Genomic DNA, 19,308 nt, shown 5'->3' on the forward strand with positions numbered 1-19,308 from the left:
TCCTATCTACCTTTCACTGTTTAAAAATCGGTTGTAATTAATTGGGAGTCCATATACAGAATGACGTAAAAATTAAACCTCAAACCCAAACTATCCAATTGAATCCAAAAATAAAGGACGCCGAAGCGCCCTTTTCTTGTACTTATTAGCAATAGTATAACTTAGTCTTTAGCGCTAAGTCCTACTCTTGGCTTGCCGTTGGTTGTGAAGTAGATTCCACTTGCTCTTTTTGTGCTTCTTTTCTTGCGCGGCGGTCGAACAAACGCTCAACCACAACGAAGAACACAGGCACGAAGAAGATACCAAGCAAGGTCGCACTTACCATACCGCCAAGTACGCCCGTACCTACCGCGTTCTGACCCGCAGAGCCTACACCTGCACTGATCGCTAGTGGCACTACACCCAGACCAAACGCAAGCGAAGTCATGATGATAGGACGAAGGCGAACACGTACCGCGTGCAACGTTGCTTCAATCAAGCCCGCGCCTTTCTCGTAGTATTCCTTGGCGAATTCCACGATAAGGATCGCGTTCTTCGTTGCCAGACCAACAGTGGTCAACAAACTAACTTGGAAGAATACGTCGTTATCCATACCGCGAGTCATGACCGCAAGTACCGCACCTAGCACACCCAGAGGCACTACAAGTACAACCGCGAATGGTACTGACCAGCTCTCATAAAGTGCAGCTAGTACAAGGAAGACAACCAGAATCGACAGCGCGTAAAGCATTGGCGCTTGGTTACCTGATAGACGTTCCTCGTAAGAGATGCCGTTCCAGTTCACCGTAAAGCCAGGAGGCAGTTTTTCTACCATAGCTTCGATTTCTGCCATCGCTTCACCAGTACTTACGCCCGGAGCCGCGCCGCCTTGGATGTTCATCGCTGGTAGACCGTTAAAGCGTTGCAATAGCGGAGAACCGTAAGTCCACTCACCCGTTGCGAATGCTGAGAATGGCACCATCTCGCCTTGTGAGTTACGCACGTACCACGAGTCGAAGTCTTTCGGCTGCATGCGGTGTTCAGCATCACTCTGTACCATTACCTTCTTCACGCGTCCGCGGTCGATGTAATCGTTGATGTACGCACCACCCCATGCCGAAGCTAGGATTTGGTTTACATCATTAATGCTCACATCAAGCGCACGCAGTTTCACGTGGTCGATATGAACTTGGTACATCGGCGCATCTGCCTGACCGTTTGGACGCACACCCACCAGTTTCGGATTTTGTGCTGCCATACCTAGGATTTGGTATTGAGCCGCTACAAGCGCTTCGTGACCATTGCCCGTTGAGTCTTGTAGGTAGAAGTCGAAACCAGTCGCGTTACCCAACTCTTGAATCGCCGGTGGTGCAAACGCAAACACCATTGCTTCTTTAATCGTTGAGAAGTAACCCATAGCACGACCTGTCAGCGAAGCCGCATCCGAACCCGGTGCTTCACGTTCTGACCAATCTTTCAGACCGATAAACGCCATCCCCATGTTCTGACCTTGACCCGCGAAGCTGAAGCCCGCTACCGAGAACACTGACGCAACGTTGTCTTTCTCTTCTTCTAGGAAGTAGTTACGGACTTTTTCTAGTGTCTTTTCAGTCTGCTCTTGAGTCGAGTTCGGTGGCAAAATTGCCATTGAGAACACCGTACCTTGGTCTTCATCCGGTAGGAACGATGTTGGTAGGTTCATGAACAACCAACCTGCGCCCGCACTCATTGCCGCGAACACCAGCAGCATACGACCAGTGCGTTTCAGCATTTTCGCTACGCCCGCTTCGTAACCCGCCGTTGCCGCATCAAACTTACGGTTGAACCAGCCAAAGAAGCCTTTCTTATCCGAAAATTCTGCGTCGCCTTTTTTCAGCAAGCTCGCACAAAGTGCCGGAGTAAGAATGATCGCCACCAATACCGAGAGCGTCATCGCCGCTACGATAGTGATAGAGAACTGACGGTAGATAACACCGGTTGAGCCAGACATGAATGCCATCGGTACGAATACCGCAGACAGCGTCAAACCAACGCCTACTAGCGCGCCAGTGATCTGCCCCATCGACTTCTTCGTCGCTTCTTTTGGGTCGAGACCGTCTTCGTGCATTACACGTTCCACGTTCTCAACCACAACGATCGCATCGTCCACCAGCAAGCCGATTGCCAGAACCATAGCAAACATGGTTAAGGTGTTAACACTAAAGCCAGTCGCGTAAAGGATCGCAAACGTACCCAGCAATACCACCGGAACCGCAATCGTCGGGATGATCGTTGCACGGAAGTTCTGCAAGAACAGGTACATGATCAAGAATACCAATACGATCGCTTCAAGCAGCGTCTTGATTACTTCTTTGATCGACGCATCAACGAATGGCGTTGTCTCAAACGGGTAAGCGATCTTCAAACCATCTGGGAAAGTCGCACTTAGCTGACCAAGACGTTCTTTTACTGCTTCTGCCGTTTCTAGCGCGTTCGCACCAGTACCAAGCGAGATACCAAGACCTGCCGCTGGGAAGCCGTTGTATTGACCTTTGATATCGTAGCTTTCTGCACCACGCTCAACACGCGCAACGTCTTTCAGGTAAACATTCGAACCGTTCGCTTCTGATTTCAGAATGATGTTTCTGAATTCAGCCACACTGGTTAGACGGCTTGCTGAAGAAATCGTCGCGTTAAGCAACTGACCAGACTGAGCAGGTGCTGCGCCTAACTGACCCGAAGAAACCTGTGCGTTCTGCTCACGAATCGCGTTCGCAACGTCGATGGCCGTTAGGTTGAACTGAGTCAGTTTGAATGGGTCTAGCCAAACGCGCATTGCATATTGAGAACCAAACGCTTGCACTTGACCTACACCCGTAACACGGCTGATCGGATCTTGAATATTGGTAACAACAAAGTCGCCAATGTCGTTTTCTGTGAATTCAGGGTCTTCAGAGTAAACTGCCACAACCATCAAGAATGAGGTGTTGGATTTGTTTACGATGATACCTTGGCTTTGTACTTCCATCGGAAGCGACGTCATCGCCAATTGCAGTTTGTTCTGCACCTGAACTTGCGCGATATCTGGATCCGCTTCGCTATCAAACGTCAGCGTAATGGTTGCGTTACCAAACGCATCACTGCTTGAGTTTAGGTAGCGTAGGTAGTCTAGACCCGTCATGTTTTGCTCGATAACCTGAGTTACTGAGTCTTCTACGGTTTTCGCAGAAGCACCAGGGTAACGGGCATTGATTGAGATCGTGGTCGGTGAAATCGTCGGGTATTGAGAAACCGGCAAGTTGAACAGGGACATTACGCCTGCCAACATGGTCAGAATCGCAAGTACCCAAGCAAATACCGGACGATCGATAAAGAATCGTGCCATGATTATGCCTGCTCACCTGATTGAATGGTCACTGGGTTACCCGGTTGCACCATCTGCAAACCAGTTGTGATGACTTTATCACCCACTTTCAAGCCTTCTGTGATGCGCCATTGGTTACCAATAGACTCTGCCGTCGTCACTGGAGTGATAGATACTTTGTTGTCCGCATCCACAGTCATGACTGAGGCTTTGCCTGTTGCGTCACGCGTTACTGTGTTTTGTGGGATAAGAATCGCCACAGGGTCCACACCTACGGTTACCGTTGCGCGCACGAACATGCCTGGTAGCAATAAGCCATCTGGGTTCGCGAATTCTGCACGTAGCGTTACGCTGCCCGTGCTTTCGTCTACGTTCACTTCAGTAAACTTCATCGTGCCTTTGTGCGCGTAAGTCGAACCATCTTCAAGCGTTAGCGTCACTTGAGCGGATTCGTCTTTTTGCAGATGGCCTTGTGACATCGCTGCTTTCAAACGGAGTAATTGAGCAGAAGATTGCACGATATCAACATTGATTGGGTCTAGCTGTTGGATCGTCGTTAACGTCGCCGCTTGGTTTGCCGTTACCAGCGCACCCGCCGTTACGTTAGACTTGCTGATCACACCGCTGATTGGCGCTTTCACTTGTGCGTAAGACAGATTGATCTTCGCCGTGTTGATTCTCGCTTTCGCTACCAACACTTGCGCTTTCGCTTCTTTGTAAGCCGCTTCTGCTTCATCGAGATCTTGTTGGCTGATCGACTTCTTAGTGATCAACGCACGGTAACGACGAACCGTTGAGTACGTTGACTCTTCAGATGCTTGAGCACGGATCAGTTCAGCTTCTGCGCTTAATAGGTCTGCTTGGAACGTAGAATCGTCGATCTGGTAAAGCGATTGACCTTTCTCAACCACACCACCCTCTTCAAAATTACGCTCAGAAATAATACCCGTTACCTGTGGGCGAACTTCTGCTTCTTTAAACGCTCGGCTGCGGCCTGGCAGTTCTACTGTTAGCGCTTGGCGAACAGGTTCTACCGTCAATACCGTCACTTCTGGTGTCGGCGCTGGACCACCTTGCGCTTGTCCTTCTTGGCTCTGTTCACACCCGACCAATAATAGGCTCGACGCAATCAAGAGCGATAACGTGGTTCTACGTGTCATGAAAATTCTCTCTTCCTAACTAAAACAACGTGACTCAATAAAAAGTCAGCAAATATTAGTCGGGATGATAATTATTCAATGTTGTACATACAACAAAATTTAACGTTCTTTACGATAGACAAAAATGTTTATTCGAAAGCTGTCGTTGATCTCTCAATTTGAGTGCTTTTTTATTGGAAAAATAAAATTTCTGTGAGCAATCGAAATCAGATTTTTCTTAATAAAAACAGTAAAAAAGAGTAGACAAAACCAGAGAATTCGTGACAAAGCAAACCAATTAGTAAGTGATCTTGCTATCGCGGATAAAAAGAAAGCTTATTAAATATCGTGAGAATAAATGAAAAAACAATAATTTACACTCGCTTAACATTTCATCATTAATTGAACATTTAAAGCTCGCTTTGATTAAATAAATTGCAAATATAAGCGTTGATTTCCGTATTTATTACCCTATAATTCGCTCCCCCTAAACAACCTGACATACGAAATAAGTTGGTTATGAACAATAATAACTCTTTAGTATTAGGGAATTACCTTTGGGACAGGACGACTCACTATTTACAGCCATCCCCTTTGAATGGCAAAGCAGAAGAACAAGAAGCGGTTAAGCTGACCAATAAACAAAAAGCGTTGTTAAATTGCCTTGTTGATGCGTATCCAAACACGATCAGCAATAAAGAGATTATTCAGCAGGTTTGGGGCTATGAACACATCTCACAAGAGAGTTTGCCTCAACTGATTAATCGTACTCGACGAACGTTGGAAGATAACGAAAAGACCATTCTGGTTAATACCCCTGGGGTTGGCTATTCCCTCAATTTTAAATTTGCTCCAGAAGAGCCAGTTTTAAAGCCAATAACCAAGCCAGAACAGTGTGCTCTCAACTCAACCAGCAAGCAAAACGCAAAACTATGGAATGCGCTTTTTATAGTCATGCTGTTTGTGACGCTGTTTAATCTTTATGAAACGACGAAAGCACTGTATTTCAAGCACGACTTTGAACAAGTGCTAAGAGCCAAAGTTTACCCAGAAATAAAACGTTCCGATGACGGAAAAACGGTAGTGACAATTAACAACCATGAATGCATTTATCACAAAGATCAGCTTTTACTTCAATGCCCATAAATTCAAAATATTGATCGCATTGGTTGTGTTCAACGGCATTCTCTTGTTCACAGCACACCAGTCAAAAGTACAACTTTTTGGCAAAGTAGAAGCGATGCAATACAGGTGGACGACCTATACTAGGCTCTATAAAGATAACATTGAGACCCGTAACCACTACTCACCTATCGGTGGTGCTGTGACAGAGTATCAATCGCTTGACTATCAATATGAATATTCAAAATCTAAGGGAAACGAATACATTGTATTGAGCTATGAAAAGCCAGTGACCATGCGCCACAATCGTATCTACTATCTAGATGAACAATGCAGTTTGCTCTTTTTCGGCAGAGCAGAGAGAACTCTAAAGAACATGACGCTCCGCTGCTTATACTGAGAAGATTGCAATCGCTGTTAGAGCATAAAAACCGAGCTGAATAATTTCAGCTCGGTTTTCTTTTATTTCGAAATAACAGGAAAGTGTTTGTTAAGAAACGCCATCACGTGCGGAACATACTTCTGGGAATCAAAAATCGGCGCACTATGCCCCACTCCTTCTTCAATCCACAACTGGTTCTCAATGTTATTCCCATCCAGCTTAGCTTTGAGTAGTTCGCTTTGTGACAAAGGAACGCGCTTATCTATCGTTCCATGTAACTGGATAAACGGCGGCGCTTTGTCGTCAACATAGGTTGTTGATGATGCCTGCTTGGCGATTTCAGGAATGGCACTTGGCGTGTCACCTAAAAAGCGAGACACCGATGATTTCTTACTCGCACTCTTTCCCCCCTTAGTGCCTAGCGCTAACAAATCAGTGGGACCAAAAAAACTCACAACCGCTTCCACCTGATATTTGGGCTTCACATAAAATGATATGTCGCCGTGCGCATTCGTCGTGCCAATCAAGCCCGCTAAGTGTCCACCCGCAGACCGCCCCATCATCACTACGTTATCTACCGCAATATGGTATTGCTTCGCATGATCATGAAGGAAATTAATAGCATCATTGATGTCTTGTACTGGCGCCGGAAATATAGCCTCGCCACTCAAACGGTAATCGACTGAAGCAAGCGCATAACCTTTCTCGATGACTGATTGCAATAACAGTGGGTTCTTAGTAGGTATCGCATCCTTACTCCCGCGCTTCCAAGCACCACCATGAACCCAAACCAAAAGTGGATAAGGTTGCTCACTGTGCACTTTCGGTTTGTAGAGATCGAGTTTAATCTCTCGACCTTTAACGGTTTTAAACACAATATCCTTGTCAACGACAGCACTTTCTAAGGTGTTTGCCTGTACATTTACCGTCAATATGCTCAGTGAAATTGCACTAAGCAAAGTCATGATTTTCTTCATTGATTTTAAGTCCACCATTAGAACGATGCTTCTGCAGCAACCCAGTATCGACGACCATCTTCAACATAGCCATATTCATCGTATGCTGTTTCCGCATCGAATAGGTTGTAGATACCTGCCATCAGCTTAAATTGGCGATTGATTTGCCAGTTACCACCAAAGTCAACATAAGTAATTGACGGAGCAGAGGCATTTCTTGAATCCACAGTAATTGGCTCGGATTCTTCGCTGCGATAAGACACACGAACCCACGAGTTAATATTGTCACGAATCGCCCAATCTGCGTTCAGCGCAACCAAATGCTCTGGAGCTTGTGTTAACGGCTGACCTTTATCTTCACCTGACTTTTTCTCACTATAGGTATAAGTGTAAGTGGCACCGACATTGATCGTTTCAGTAATGCCTTTGTTAATCGAGCTTTCCGCACCATACGTGATAGCATCTTCAATATTTACATACGTTGCATCGCATGCGCGCCCAGTACAGCTTGGATCGAGGTTAATCGTGTCGATCTTGTCTTTAAAATCGTTGTAAAACACAGTCAAACTGGAGTTCAAATCATTCACTCCGGAGTAATACATGCCTAACTCAGTGTTGACGGAAGATTCAGGTTTCAAGTCTGCATTGCCATAAACTTCACATTTACCGTTACAGCTTTCTTGCACCCAATCTTCCTCCATTTCCGTCAAACTTGGTGCGCGATACCCCGTTGAAACACCACCTTTCATTGTCCATTCTGGATTAAGAGTCCAAACACCGTACACGCGCGGACTAAAGTGTGAGTTAAACTGCTCGTTGTCGTCGTATCGTAGACCCAATGTGAGTGCAAAGTTGTCTGTCAGATACCATTCATCTTCGGCAAATACCGACCATTGCGAGTTCTTAAAAACAAAATCACCGTTATCCAGTTCTTCACTTTCAAATGCAGCACCGATTGAAATGTAATGCATACCAAATGCCTTGGACCATTGAGTATTGGCGTTGATGTTTTGCACTTCTAAACCGCGCCCTACATTTTCAACCGTTTCAGTGCTGATGTATGAAGAACCAGTTACAGATTCATAGTTAGCATCATGTGCAATACCAACCGATTGACGGTTATTGTTGGTCGCAGAGGTCTTAGTCCGTGACTTCCCTTCCGTGTTCACTCGCTCTTGATCGTGATGAGTGTAATCAAGGGTGAATGTATCTTCTTCCGTTGGAGTGAAATACACAGATGCACGATAGTTCTCAAGCGTTTTACCGCCGTTTGCATAAAGTATTTCGTCTTCAATACGCTCTTGATACATCCCTGAAATCGCAGTGCTCACCAAGCCATCAATCAAAGGACCTGCGAGGTACATTTCGCCTTGATAGAAATTGCCTGACTTACTGTTTTCTTGTAGCGTTGCCTCCGCGCGCAGACTACCTGTCCACTCTGGAAAATCTTTGCGTGTAATAATGTTGATCACACCACCGATGGCATCTGAGCCATACAAAGTCGACATTGGACCACGCACTACCTCAATACGCTCAATCGCATTTAGCGGTGGTAACCAATCCTGTTCAAAGCCTCCACCGCTACTAACCTGCGTTTCACGGCCAGATTGCTTACGTCCGTCAACGAGAATTGCGGTGTAATCTGAAGGCATGCCACGCAAGGAGATCTCTTGGCGAGAACCGCCACCAGTGATAACAACACCCGGTATGTCTTTCAGAGCATCGGTTAGATCTTTATAAGAACGGTTTTCGATTTGCGCGCGGTCAATCACACTAATCGACGCAGGAGCTTCCAACGTAGATTGCTCATACCCAGAAGCCGTCACCACCATGGTTTCCATGATGGTGTGGTCTTCAGTTATTTGAGAATCAGCAAAAGAAACAAGAGGGAGTGCCGCTGAGATACCTGCGGTAACGTTTACCGCAGTGCGACAATTAAAAGGGATATTCTTGAGCATGTTTGATAACTAATTTTATTTACAACTGATAATTGTTATCAATTAAACTCTCATTACCCTATGCTTTCAATCAATACAGTATGCACGACATCGAATCTTACTATGCAGGATCTGCAACGTTGATTCACAATACTCAATCAAGCATTTATGCATGCATTTCGTTATCTTCGAACAACTCGTTGAATAACTCACGGATCCAAATACACATTGGGTCATCATGAAAACGCTTATGCCAATACAAATACACTTGTGAGAAATCCAAACGTAGTGGTTCTGGCACTTCGCGTGTAATTAGGCGTTCATCCTGACAAGCCGCTTCGGCGAATGGCGTTGGTAAATGAAAGATAATGTCCGTCTCCGCCGCAATACTCGGCGCTGATGTGAAGTTAGTAAGTTGTACTGGCGCCGACAAACGCTGCTTTTTATCTGCTAGGCCTAACTCAATGAACTTGTGCTCAAATGACAACGTTTTCTCTCCTTGTAGAGAGATTTGACCAAAATGGTAATCACGCAACTTCTCTGCCGTTAAGGCTTTATTGGCAAGTGGATGGTTTCTGCTCATTAATAAACGGAAGTCTCGTTTTGCCACGACCTTACGATAAATATTTTGTTCCGATGTCGGCGGCTCGTGGGAAGAAAGCGAGAAATGCACATCGCCAGACACCAGTTCCTCAAAATGGCGTTTCGGCGTTGTGTCGATACTGACCACAAGATTTGGCGCTCGTTCACGAATGGCAGCAACAAGCTTGGGCATCATAGTGTTGACCTGCGGCTGTAAACCATAGAATCGAACGGTGCCTTCCACCTTCTCTGGTTCGAATGAATTCTTATGCGATAGCTTTTCAAGACTAATAATCAACGCAGATATATCTAACTTGATCGCTTCTGCCTTTGGGGTAAGTTCATAGCCAAAACTCGTACGTACCAATAACTCATCATCAAAAAACACTCGCATCTTTTGCAGTGCTCGACTTACTGAAGACTGGCTCGTATTGAGCAGCAAAGCAGTATTCGATACGTGCTTTTCTTCGAGAAGGTATTTAAGAATGTAGAGAGACGTTACGTCAATTTGAGGAATTTGCATAAGCGAAATCTGGCAGCGAAAAGTGAAATTGTAGAGCCAGATTATATGATCGATGCTGCCATGAGTAACAACTTTTCACCAGTTTCAATGATGAATAGAGAGTTCCCGCGCCCCGCATAATGGTGTGGGTTCAAACACCTAAAGACAAAAAAGCCCCAAACTAAAGGGGCTCTGAGTTACCTAATCTTCCACTTGATTAAACGCGGAACTGGCTGACTTGCTTGTCTAACTGTTGTGTCTGTTCAGACAACATAGACAATGACTGTTGCGCTTGGCTTACCACATCCACAATGGACGTGCTGCTGTCTGCAATACCTTGAACGTTGCTGTTCACTTCATCACTCACTGAGCTTTGTTGGCCTGCTGCTGTTGCAATGTGCGTGTTCATCTCGTTCATACGTGCGATCGCGTTTAGGATTTCAGCCAACGACTCTGTCGCTAAACCTGCCGATTGAATGGTGTCTTCGCTGCTGGTTTTACTGCCCTGCATCACTTCCACCGCCTGAGCAGCACCTGCTTGCAGCTTCTCAATCATGGCTTGGATCTCGCCGGTGCTCTTTTGCGTTCGGCTCGCTAGGGAACGCACTTCATCTGCCACGACAGCAAAACCACGACCTTGCTCACCAGCACGCGCTGCTTCAATCGCCGCGTTCAATGCCAACAAGTTGGTCTGCTCTGCAATGCCACGGATAACGTCCAATACCGAAGCAATGTTGCTTACGTCATTGTCTAGTGTGTTGATAACTTGGCTTGCGCTTTCAATCTCACCCGCAAGGTCACGGATCGCTGCGACGGTCTGCTCCAAAATCACATTGGTATTCGACAACTCTTCGTTCGCGGTTTGGCTTGCCAATGCAGCTTCCGTCGCGCTATCGCTCACATTACGACTCGTCACCTGCATTTCATGAACGGCTGCGGCAACGGCTTCGCTGTCACGCTGTTGGCCTACCGTTGAGTCTGCGATGGTCGAAGTCAGCGCATTTAGGTTATTCATTTCCTGACGCAGTGTGTTTGAGCTTTCTACCACTTGTGACACCGTCGCTTGGATCTTAGTGACGAACTGGTTAAAGCCACCAGCCAGTTGACCAATTTCATCTTGAGAATTGATGCTGATGCGCTGGCTTAAGTCTCCTTCACCAGACGCGATTTGCACCATTGCTTCTTTGATGTCATTGATTGGCTTCACTACCGTTTTAAGCAACACCACCACCATGCCAAGTGCCGCTAGAATTACGATCGCAATGCCCGCTTCTAAAATGACTTCCGCACGAAACGCCGCTGCCGCGATATCCGTTTTTAGCATATTTTGCTTTGCTTCAATCGCGTCTTTCACTACGTTCAATTGATCGCGGACCGCACCAAATTGGTGTTCAAATTCGGCTTTGTTTGATTCGTAGTAGTTTGCCCACTGTGATTGTGGCTTGCTGATCATTGCCTCATAACTTTGCAGCCATTGCTCACCCGTTGAGACCAACTGTTGAACTTCACTACCGTGGCTTCGCGGCAGAACGCCTTGATCAGAAAGTGACATGACTTTCTTCATACGAGGCAGAGCTTTGTAAGCGTTGTCTTTGTATTCAAACAAGTGGTGATCGATTTCTGCTTGAGTCTGTGCCAACGCCAAACCTTGAATCGCAGAAGTCGCTTGATAAAGGTCGCGATACGCATCTTCAAGAGTGAATAAGCTCGGAATGACTTGGTCATTGAGCGTGTCACTAAGCTCGGTCTGTTTCCACATGGTGAGAACATTCAATACTGAACTTACCGTCAGTAATACAATCATCAAAGACAGCGGGAGAACTATCTTCTGCTTGATGGAAAGGTTGTTGAACATGAATAGATACCTTTGTTTTATTGTTCAATTCACCACCGAGTTTATCAAACAAAAGGCGTATAAAATTGCTTATACAGTTCAACGTCCTCTAATTATTTTTGTCTTTTCGACTAATATTTTAGATTCAACAAATAACTGATTTATTAGACGATTTTTCTAGGAAGCAAGGTCACAAACTGAAACCTTCTTTGTGCCAAAAAACAAAAGCCTCAGGATGAGGCTTAGATAAATTAAAACCGTGTATTCAGACCGAGTCGTTTTTGCTCACTAGATATTGAAGTGAACCAACAGCGGCATTTCGACTTGGCAGACTGTTAGCCACGCGCCAACCATTTGTTTTGCGTTCGGACACAGACGGTACAGGCATACGCCATCCTTCAGCCAATCGATTTTTGTGTTGGGTAAGCGTTCATGAGTAACGAATCGTTTTGCTTTGAGTTGCTCCAGAACTTGCCACTCAATGGTGTAGATACCGAGATCGTTATGCAGCTGTTGGTTCAAATCGAACCTGAGATCGGAAAGCCAAACACCAATTTGTTCATCGACAGCATACGCGGCTGTGCCTTCAGTTTTCTCAAGCGTATATAAGGCGACGAGCGCTGACATTTCATCTTCATTCAGATCAAACAAAGGATACACATCGTCAACGACGTCATTTGTAGAGGTAACGGTATTCATAGTGATATTAGAAAGTAGAGAGCGGCAACACTTCTTTGGGGGTGTCCAATGAGCAATCAAGCGATCAGTGATCAGCGATCAATGTTCGAGGAATCATTAGGGTGAAGCGCTGCCTTTAATCTTATAAACGAATTAGTGAATGATGTAGTAAAGCAATGCGCCCACACCACCGAGTTCATTCAGTGTCTCCGCCGCTTTTCCATGCACCAACTCAACCTCAACATTAGCCATCAAAGCTTCGACAAGGATGAGATCGAACGCATCCGATTGAATTGGGTAAGGCAAAAAGACTTTTCTTACCTGTCCGTTTTCCAGCGCTTCCAATACATTTGCCAAGCCCGCTACGCCGCGACCACAAGTATCTCGACGAATCAGTAGTTCCAATACCAATGTATTGTCATGCAACTCTTCGTATTCATCCGCCAGCAGTTTAACTGTGCGTTCTAGCTGCTCTGTGGTGGCATCAAAAGGAATTGGTTCGATAGAAACCAACTTTTCAGAAACCGTATGATGCAGCGCACCCTTAACGCGATGGGCGATTTTTAGGTTGCCGCCGAACACGATGCGATCAAACGTTGGGTCACCCATAAAGTAGCGATTGATTTCGTTCGCCGCTTCGCGAATAACACGACGCTCAGAATCCAAGTCTCGACGCTCTGATGCTTGAGTTCGGGACTTTCTTCCACCAGGGCGAAGGAATACACCCGATTCAATACTCGATTCCATCGTGCCCTCTCCCAAACTCGTCGGAACGTCTATGGAAACCACTCGGTGCTCCGTTTCAGAGAAAAGGATAACGAGATATTTGCCGTATCGATGGAGCTGAGAGAGTAAGTGCTTTACCTGAGGTTGACCAAAATACGCTTTTGTTTCGACAGGCATTGGCAGCTCGATCAGGATGTCGTCGAGCAAATCAGTAAAGATCACCAAAGAACGTCCTGTCGGGCGCATTTCCAGTACCTTGTTGACCAATCGTTGTTCCACTTCTTTCCATGTGAGTGTGGAATCAATATGTCGAATACCTTCGTCACCGTGCTCTTCACGCAATGCGGCCAGTTGATTGCTCACTTCGATCTGCCAAGCAGGGCGTTCACGATGGTTGGCTGGATTTTTACTGTCAGTATTAATGTATAAGCTGAGAATTTTTGAACGATTGTCTTCATGCAATAATAAGTAACATCGCAACACTTCAAAAATATCATTAATCGTATTTTTCATAACTAACCTTTAATTATTAATCGAATCTCGAATGAATTATTTCCATTCAATCAATGATGATTAAATGAACACTGTTCATAAGTTAATTATTAAGCTAACAAAAATACCAATCAGCCTAATGCACTCAGAGTGCATTTGAGGAAAAATAATCGGTTTGCAAAGCCTGTTTTGTCTGGCTAAGATCTAAGTGGTTGATTAATAGCGCTTGGTTAAATAACGATGACACCCAAACAATCACTCATGGATTTGTTCGGTCTTTCTGAAGAGTTCGCAACACAGTTACTTGAAGCTGGAGAAGTTCAAACCATCGAAGCAGGAGAAATTCTTGAGGTACAGGGACAAGAGTTAGAAAACTTTCTGTTTGTATTTAGTGGGCTAATCAGCGTTTACCGACAGAACTTTGATGGTGCAGAACGCTTTGCGGGTTTTATTCCTCCAGGCTTTATGTACAGTGAATCGGCAATTTTGAATCAAACCAAATTGTATGGGCGCTACCACATCCAAGAGACCATGACCGCTCTTGTGCTGCCAATCAGTATTGTGTTGGAACTGTACGAAAACAGCCTAGAGTTTAATAAGTTAACGGCACAACACCTTTCACAGAAGCTCTTATTTACCTCCCGCATCCTCTTCATTAGCCACGAGAGAAACTCCAATCGCAAAGTCGGCTTGGCACTAGACAGCCTCTACCGCGTCACGAATAAACGTTCCATCCCAATCTCGGTAGAAGACCTCGCAGGCATGCTGGGTATGTCTCGTAACACCGTCAGCAAGACGCTCGATTACTGGGAGGAGCAAGGGGCGATCACCAACAGTAAAGCCAGAGTGACGTTTAACTCAACAGAGCCTTTCTCCTCCATCACGGATGGCATGGTGTTTTAACCTTTCTCAACCTATTCTCTCTCTACCTGCTTATAAAAAGACGGCTTATCTCAGCCGTCTTTTTTGTTTTCTATCATCTTCTCTTCTTGGTTTTATCTCTATTTTCTGCCATGTCACTTTACGTCTAATTCCCACACAGAAATAAACACTTACATTCTCCACAACATATTTATCACGCCAAATGCACTCTCAGTGCATCAGGTTTTAAATTGTCTATGCCACCATAAATATCGTTCGAGACAACAAATATTGCTTCGAATATTTCTTCACAGTGACGTGGCAATAAACATGGACTTGTTTAACGACTCTTTATTTTCAGGTTTTTAAATCATGTTATTAGCACGACTATTTTTATTACTCGCTATCATCGCTGAAGTTGCGGGCACTAGCCTCATGAATGTCGCAGGCAGCAATGAAGGCTACGCCGGTTATGTCGGTATGTATGTTCTTATTTCGCTCTCTTATTACTTCCTCTCTCTCGCAGCGAAAAAGATTTCCATTGGCGTGGCTTACGCCTGCTGGGAAGGACTTGGCATTGCCTTAATCACCATCGTATCCATGTTCTATTTCGATTCACAGCTCAATGCACAAGAGCTGTTTGGTCTCGCGCTTGTGGTTGTCGGAGTGGTGCTAGTCACACTCGGTGAAGAGCACCACCAGCCAAGTAAGAAAGACGAACACGCAATGCTAATTCAACCTCACTAATTGCCTTGGAGTATAACCATGAACGCTTTTCTCACCGTCTCTTTCGGTTACGTCGTTTTGGCGGCACTGCTCGATATCGCGGCGAACATGTCTTTGACTAAATCACGCGGCTTTGAACACAAGGGCTGGGGTATTTCCGCCATCGTTCTCGTGCTTGCTGCATTTACTTTACTGGCGCAAGCCGTGAAAGAAATCGACCTCGCCATAGCCTACGCCAGTTGGGGAGCCATCGGTATTTTAGGAACCGCACTCGGTGGTTGGTTCTTGTTTAAACAAAAACTCAAACCAATTGGTTGGGTCGGCATTTTTACGGTGATTGCTTCGGTGATCATCATGAAAACCGCTTAGTGACGACACCATGATTACTGTTAGCGAGTCCGGTAAGCCAATCAACCTTGGCGAGCATCAGCAACCGCATTTGGCTCAGTTTTACGCGCTAAGTGAAGCAGAAAAAATCCATTGGCTTGCTCATACCAATACCGATGAGGTCGTCGATTTGCTCTCCTACTGCCCTTTAGGTTACGTGCAATATTGGATAGTAAAGATGGAAAAATATGGCTTCGACAAAGCCGCGAGCCATCTCTCATTTCAGTTGGGCTTTGTTCATTCGGAAGCTGAGCCCGCTGACGACTATCTCTCAACTGGTGTGTTGGAACACGTTAAGCAGCGCGTGGGATGGATTGTGTTACTCGCCATCTTCGGCATTTTTTCGGGCTTTATCATCGCCAGCTACGAAGACTTACTCAGCCAGCTGGTTTTGCTTGCGATCTACATGCCAGTGATCGCGGCTGCAGGCGGTAACACAGGATCACAAGCTGCGACTTTGGTGGTGAGAGCATTAGCCACCGGAGAGATTAAAAACCGCCAATGGCGCGCTGTACTGTGGAAAGAAAGCCGTGTTGCACTCTTACTCGCAGGGATTCTGGCGCTGGTGATTATCGGTCGAATAGCCCTGTTTACACCCGCCGCTTCGTCGGAAGGGTTTGGGCTGTCACTGATCGCCACTGCCGTTGCCATTGCACTGTTTATTCAAGTCACGATATCGACGGTATTAGGCGGCTTGCTGCCCATTGTTGCTCGTGCGCTAAAGCTCGACCCAGCCATTTTGGTAAGTCCGGTTTTGGCGTCTCTCGTCGATATTTCGGGCATCTGGATTTATTTCAACATCGTTAATTTCATCTTGTTCTGATCACATCAGAAGACAACACAAACTCACTCATTCACCACTCCACCGGAAGGAAATTTGGAGTAATTTTTATGACTATAAAACCTTGGTTTAAGCAATCAACGTCAGAGATAGAGCAGCATTTGGCTACTGATATCAATGCCGGACTTTCTCATACAGAACATCAACAACGCCTCAATAAGTATGGTGACAACGCACTGGCGACGCACAAATCGAAATCGGCTTGGCAACTCTATTTAGAGCAATACAAGAACCCTTTGATCTACATCCTATTGGTTGGAGCTTTGGTGTCTTGGTTTACCGGGCACCTCATTGACGCCATTGCGATTGGAACCATCATCGTAATTAATACCGGCATCTCTTTTTGGCAGGAATACAAAGCCCAGAAAGGCATGGAAGCACTGCGCGATATGGCGGCACCAGAAGCGGATGTTCTGCGTGACAACAAATGGATACATGTTCCAGCTCGAACCATAGTGCCTGGTGACGTGATTAAAATCAGCACGGGGGACATTCTTCCTGCCGATGTGCGCATTGTCGAAGCAAACCGCTTGTCGATTGATGAAGCGGCACTCACTGGTGAATCAGAACCTGTGACAAAGCAAGTCAGTGCAATCCACAACAAGCAAGTCAGTTTAGGTGACCAAATTAATATGGGCTTTATGACGACCATCGTCACGACTGGCTCAGGTTTAGGGATCGTCACCAACACGGGTATGCAGACGGAAGTCGGTCGTATTGCGCACATGATGACACAAACTGAAACCACAAAAACACCGATGCAAGTGCGTATGGATACCTTAGCCAAAGCCTTGTTGTTTATCGGTTTGGGTGTGGTTGCTGTTATCTGCGCGATTGGTTTTGCTTACGGCATGGATTGGCTAGACATCCTAACCACGGGTATCTCGCTCTCTGTTGCAGCCATTCCAGAAGGCTTGCCTACCGTGCTCACCATTGTGCTGACCATGGGCTCAACCAAGATGGCGAAGAACAACGCCTTGGTAAAGCAACTCTCGGCAATCGAAACCTTGGGCTCAACAACCGTCATTTGCTCCGACAAGACGGGGACATTAACCCAAAATCAAATGCAGGTGATGCAAGCTTATGACAGTTTTGGACGTTACTGGGAAGTGACCGGAAACGGCTTCCAACCGAAAGGTAAGTTTGTGCCTCAGAGTCACGGTGTGCATGCCCTAGAAAGCTCTGCAATGAAGATGGGATTGATCGTTGCGGCGATGTCGAATGAGTCTGAGCTCGCCTTTGTCGAAGACGCATGGAGTGTACGAGGCAGCCCAACGGAGGGAGCGTTATTAGTGGCAGCAGCAAAGCTTGGAATTACGCCAAAGAATCTAGAGAAACAAGGTTATCAGATTCTAAAACGCTTCCCGTTTGATTCTGAGCGCAAGATGTCTTCGGTGATTATCCAAGATCCAAGCGGACAGCACTTTTTAGCCGTGGCTGGCGCGCCCGACTTTATGCTGAAGAAATCGAGCAACTATATGGTTGAAGGTGGATTGGTGCCGATGGAAGAGCAGCCAAACCGATTCAACGAACTCTCCCAGTGTATCGGCAAAGATCTCAGCAAGCGTTTTGATGGCGCGATTGAAAGCTTTGCCAAACAAGCCTTGCGCACCATGGCGGTCGGTTGCCGTCGATTGGACGAAGCTGAGCTTAACGCAGATGTGAGCGAACTGGAAAACGACCTTAGTATGCTGGCGGTGTTTGGCATCATGGATCCGCCTCGTCCGGAAGTCCGCTCTGCTGTAAAAGAGTGTTACAACGCTGGCATTCGCACAGTAATGATTACCGGAGATCACGCAGCAACGGCGGCGGCGATTGCCAAAGACATCGGTATTATCAATGGACAATACAAACGTGTGGTCACGGGTACTGAGCTCGATAATATGAGCGAGCAAACCTTAGAATATGCCTGTGAAGAAACCGCAGTGTTCGCCCGCGTAACGCCAGAACACAAACTGCGTATCGTCCAAGCGCTGCAAAGAAACAACGAAATTGCCGCCATGACCGGAGACGGAGTCAATGACGCACCAGCACTTAGAAGCGCCGATATCGGTGTCGCTATGGGTATTACGGGAACCTCTGTCGCCAAAGATTCCGGCGATCTGATTTTGCTGGATGACAACTTCAGCACCATCGTCCGAGCGGTACGCCAAGGTCGTCAGATATTCGATAACCTGCGTAAGTTTATCCGCCAAGCGCTAACCGCAAACGTAGCAGAAGTGTCGGTGATTCTGTTTGCATTCTTAGTGATGGGACCAGAGGCTATCCTTCCGCTAACGCCGCTGATGATTCTTTGGGTGAACTTGGTATCGGATGGTTTGCCTGCCCTAGCATTAGGGGTTGAACCAAAAGAAAAAGACCTGATGGAGCGAAAGCCACGTAAGCGTGACCAAGGATTCTTCTCCGATGGTTTAGGAACCCGAATCGTGATTCGTGGGTTAGCATTAGGCGGGGTAAGTTTTGGCGCTTTCTTAATGGCTTTGAGTCATGGTTTCAGTGCCCAGTACGCACAGAGCGTGGCGTTTCTTACTTTGATTTTTGGTCAGTTGTGGCACTTGTTTGATAGCCGAACGTTCACGTCTCTGTATCGAGTAAACCCGTTTACTAACAAATACCTGCTAGGCGCTATCGCCACATCGGCAATTCTGTCATTAGGGGTGATTTACACCAACTTGGGTCAGCTGATTTTTAGCACCGAGGCGATTGAGCTTAGGCACCTTGCCATGATTTTAGGCGTTGCAGCACTGCCAACCGCGGTACTGTCTGCCATCAAAGAGCTCACCAAAACTAAGGTTCTGTGATCATGGACAAAAGACGTTGT

Annotated in this window: 14 protein-coding genes; 6 read left to right on the plus strand and 8 right to left on the minus strand. The window is 46.2% G+C overall.

Annotation, left to right across the window (positions count from 1 at the left end; genetic code table 11):
- Nucleotides 1-181: 181 nt before the first annotated feature.
- Nucleotides 182-3,343 (minus strand): efflux RND transporter permease subunit, encoded by a 3,162-nt coding sequence (locus tag VCHENC03_RS07340; RefSeq protein WP_009707045.1) that lies wholly within the window; start codon nt 3,341-3,343, stop codon nt 182-184.
- Nucleotides 3,344-3,345: 2 nt separating this feature from the next.
- Nucleotides 3,346-4,482 carry an efflux RND transporter periplasmic adaptor subunit gene (locus VCHENC03_RS07335; RefSeq protein ID WP_009707046.1) on the minus strand — a complete coding sequence of 379 codons (1,137 nt, stop codon included), beginning with the start codon at nt 4,480-4,482 and terminating at the stop codon, nt 3,346-3,348.
- 498 nt (nt 4,483-4,980) lie between these two features.
- On the opposite strand from VCHENC03_RS07335, the gene VCHENC03_RS07330 reads away from it, so the two are divergent.
- On the plus strand, nt 4,981-5,607 hold the full coding sequence (locus tag VCHENC03_RS07330; RefSeq protein WP_009707047.1) for a winged helix-turn-helix domain-containing protein: 627 nt from the start codon (nt 4,981-4,983) through the stop codon (nt 5,605-5,607).
- Nucleotides 5,608-6,045: 438 nt separating this feature from the next.
- Here the strand turns inward: VCHENC03_RS07330 and VCHENC03_RS07325 are convergent, their stop codons facing one another.
- The 6 genes from VCHENC03_RS07325 to VCHENC03_RS07300 all read right to left on the minus strand — a co-directional run bounded on the left by VCHENC03_RS07325 (nt 6,046) and on the right by VCHENC03_RS07300 (nt 13,693).
- Nucleotides 6,046-6,942: an alpha/beta hydrolase gene (locus VCHENC03_RS07325; RefSeq protein WP_009707048.1), complete on the minus strand. Its 897-nt coding sequence runs from the start codon at nt 6,940-6,942 to the stop codon at nt 6,046-6,048.
- Nucleotides 6,943-6,959: 17 nt separating this feature from the next.
- Nucleotides 6,960-8,879, minus strand: a complete 1,920-nt coding sequence (locus VCHENC03_RS07320) for a TonB-dependent receptor domain-containing protein (protein ID WP_009707049.1) — start codon at nt 8,877-8,879, stop codon at nt 6,960-6,962.
- Between the two features lie 145 nt (nt 8,880-9,024).
- Nucleotides 9,025-9,963, minus strand: a complete 939-nt coding sequence (locus VCHENC03_RS07315; protein WP_009707050.1) for a LysR family transcriptional regulator — start codon at nt 9,961-9,963, stop codon at nt 9,025-9,027.
- A gap of 196 nt (nt 9,964-10,159) precedes the next feature.
- Nucleotides 10,160-11,797 (minus strand): methyl-accepting chemotaxis protein, encoded by a 1,638-nt coding sequence (locus tag VCHENC03_RS07310; protein WP_009707051.1) that lies wholly within the window; start codon nt 11,795-11,797, stop codon nt 10,160-10,162.
- Nucleotides 11,798-12,064: 267 nt separating this feature from the next.
- Nucleotides 12,065-12,475 (minus strand): hypothetical protein, encoded by a 411-nt coding sequence (locus VCHENC03_RS07305; protein ID WP_009707052.1) that lies wholly within the window; start codon nt 12,473-12,475, stop codon nt 12,065-12,067.
- A gap of 132 nt (nt 12,476-12,607) precedes the next feature.
- Entirely contained in the window at nt 12,608-13,693 is a 1,086-nt protein-coding gene (locus VCHENC03_RS07300; protein ID WP_009707053.1) for a baeRF10 domain-containing protein, read from the minus strand.
- Between the two features lie 219 nt (nt 13,694-13,912).
- Between VCHENC03_RS07300 and VCHENC03_RS07295 the strand changes: the two genes are divergently transcribed.
- From VCHENC03_RS07295 to VCHENC03_RS07275, 5 genes are all read left to right on the plus strand, one after another.
- Nucleotides 13,913-14,575, plus strand: coding sequence for a Crp/Fnr family transcriptional regulator (locus VCHENC03_RS07295; protein WP_009707054.1), 663 nt, complete (start codon nt 13,913-13,915; stop codon nt 14,573-14,575).
- Nucleotides 14,576-14,905: 330 nt separating this feature from the next.
- A complete protein-coding gene (locus tag VCHENC03_RS07290) occupies nt 14,906-15,280 on the plus strand; it encodes an SMR family transporter (RefSeq protein WP_009707055.1) in 375 nt (124 codons plus the stop codon).
- 18 nt (nt 15,281-15,298) lie between these two features.
- Nucleotides 15,299-15,628 (plus strand): SMR family transporter, encoded by a 330-nt coding sequence (locus VCHENC03_RS07285; RefSeq protein ID WP_005437032.1) that lies wholly within the window; start codon nt 15,299-15,301, stop codon nt 15,626-15,628.
- 10 nt (nt 15,629-15,638) lie between these two features.
- Nucleotides 15,639-16,469 (plus strand): magnesium transporter, encoded by an 831-nt coding sequence (locus tag VCHENC03_RS07280; protein ID WP_009707056.1) that lies wholly within the window; start codon nt 15,639-15,641, stop codon nt 16,467-16,469.
- 68 nt (nt 16,470-16,537) lie between these two features.
- Nucleotides 16,538-19,288: a cation-translocating P-type ATPase gene (locus VCHENC03_RS07275; protein ID WP_009707057.1), complete on the plus strand. Its 2,751-nt coding sequence runs from the start codon at nt 16,538-16,540 to the stop codon at nt 19,286-19,288.
- Nucleotides 19,289-19,308 lie beyond the last annotated feature (20 nt).

The organism is Vibrio sp. HENC-03, from assembly GCF_000305755.2.
In the GTDB taxonomy this organism is placed as follows: domain Bacteria; phylum Pseudomonadota; class Gammaproteobacteria; order Enterobacterales; family Vibrionaceae; genus Vibrio; species Vibrio owensii.

Bases quoted from the DNA above. Each gene is read 5' to 3' on its own strand.
- VCHENC03_RS07340 (WP_009707045.1), bottom strand. From the start codon at position 3,343: ATGGCACGATTCTTTATCGATCGTCCGGTATTTGCTTGGGTACTTGCG.
- VCHENC03_RS07335 (WP_009707046.1), bottom strand. From the start codon at position 4,482: ATGACACGTAGAACCACGTTATCGCTCTTGATTGCGTCGAGCCTATTA.
- VCHENC03_RS07330 (WP_009707047.1), top strand. From the start codon at position 4,981: ATGAACAATAATAACTCTTTAGTATTAGGGAATTACCTTTGGGACAGG.
- VCHENC03_RS07325 (WP_009707048.1), bottom strand. From the start codon at position 6,942: ATGAAGAAAATCATGACTTTGCTTAGTGCAATTTCACTGAGCATATTG.
- VCHENC03_RS07320 (WP_009707049.1), bottom strand. From the start codon at position 8,879: ATGCTCAAGAATATCCCTTTTAATTGTCGCACTGCGGTAAACGTTACC.
- VCHENC03_RS07315 (WP_009707050.1), bottom strand. From the start codon at position 9,963: ATGCAAATTCCTCAAATTGACGTAACGTCTCTCTACATTCTTAAATAC.
- VCHENC03_RS07310 (WP_009707051.1), bottom strand. From the start codon at position 11,797: ATGTTCAACAACCTTTCCATCAAGCAGAAGATAGTTCTCCCGCTGTCT.
- VCHENC03_RS07305 (WP_009707052.1), bottom strand. From the start codon at position 12,475: ATGAATACCGTTACCTCTACAAATGACGTCGTTGACGATGTGTATCCT.
- VCHENC03_RS07300 (WP_009707053.1), bottom strand. From the start codon at position 13,693: ATGAAAAATACGATTAATGATATTTTTGAAGTGTTGCGATGTTACTTA.
- VCHENC03_RS07295 (WP_009707054.1), top strand. From the start codon at position 13,913: ATGACACCCAAACAATCACTCATGGATTTGTTCGGTCTTTCTGAAGAG.
- VCHENC03_RS07290 (WP_009707055.1), top strand. From the start codon at position 14,906: ATGTTATTAGCACGACTATTTTTATTACTCGCTATCATCGCTGAAGTT.
- VCHENC03_RS07285 (WP_005437032.1), top strand. From the start codon at position 15,299: ATGAACGCTTTTCTCACCGTCTCTTTCGGTTACGTCGTTTTGGCGGCA.
- VCHENC03_RS07280 (WP_009707056.1), top strand. From the start codon at position 15,639: ATGATTACTGTTAGCGAGTCCGGTAAGCCAATCAACCTTGGCGAGCAT.
- VCHENC03_RS07275 (WP_009707057.1), top strand. From the start codon at position 16,538: ATGACTATAAAACCTTGGTTTAAGCAATCAACGTCAGAGATAGAGCAG.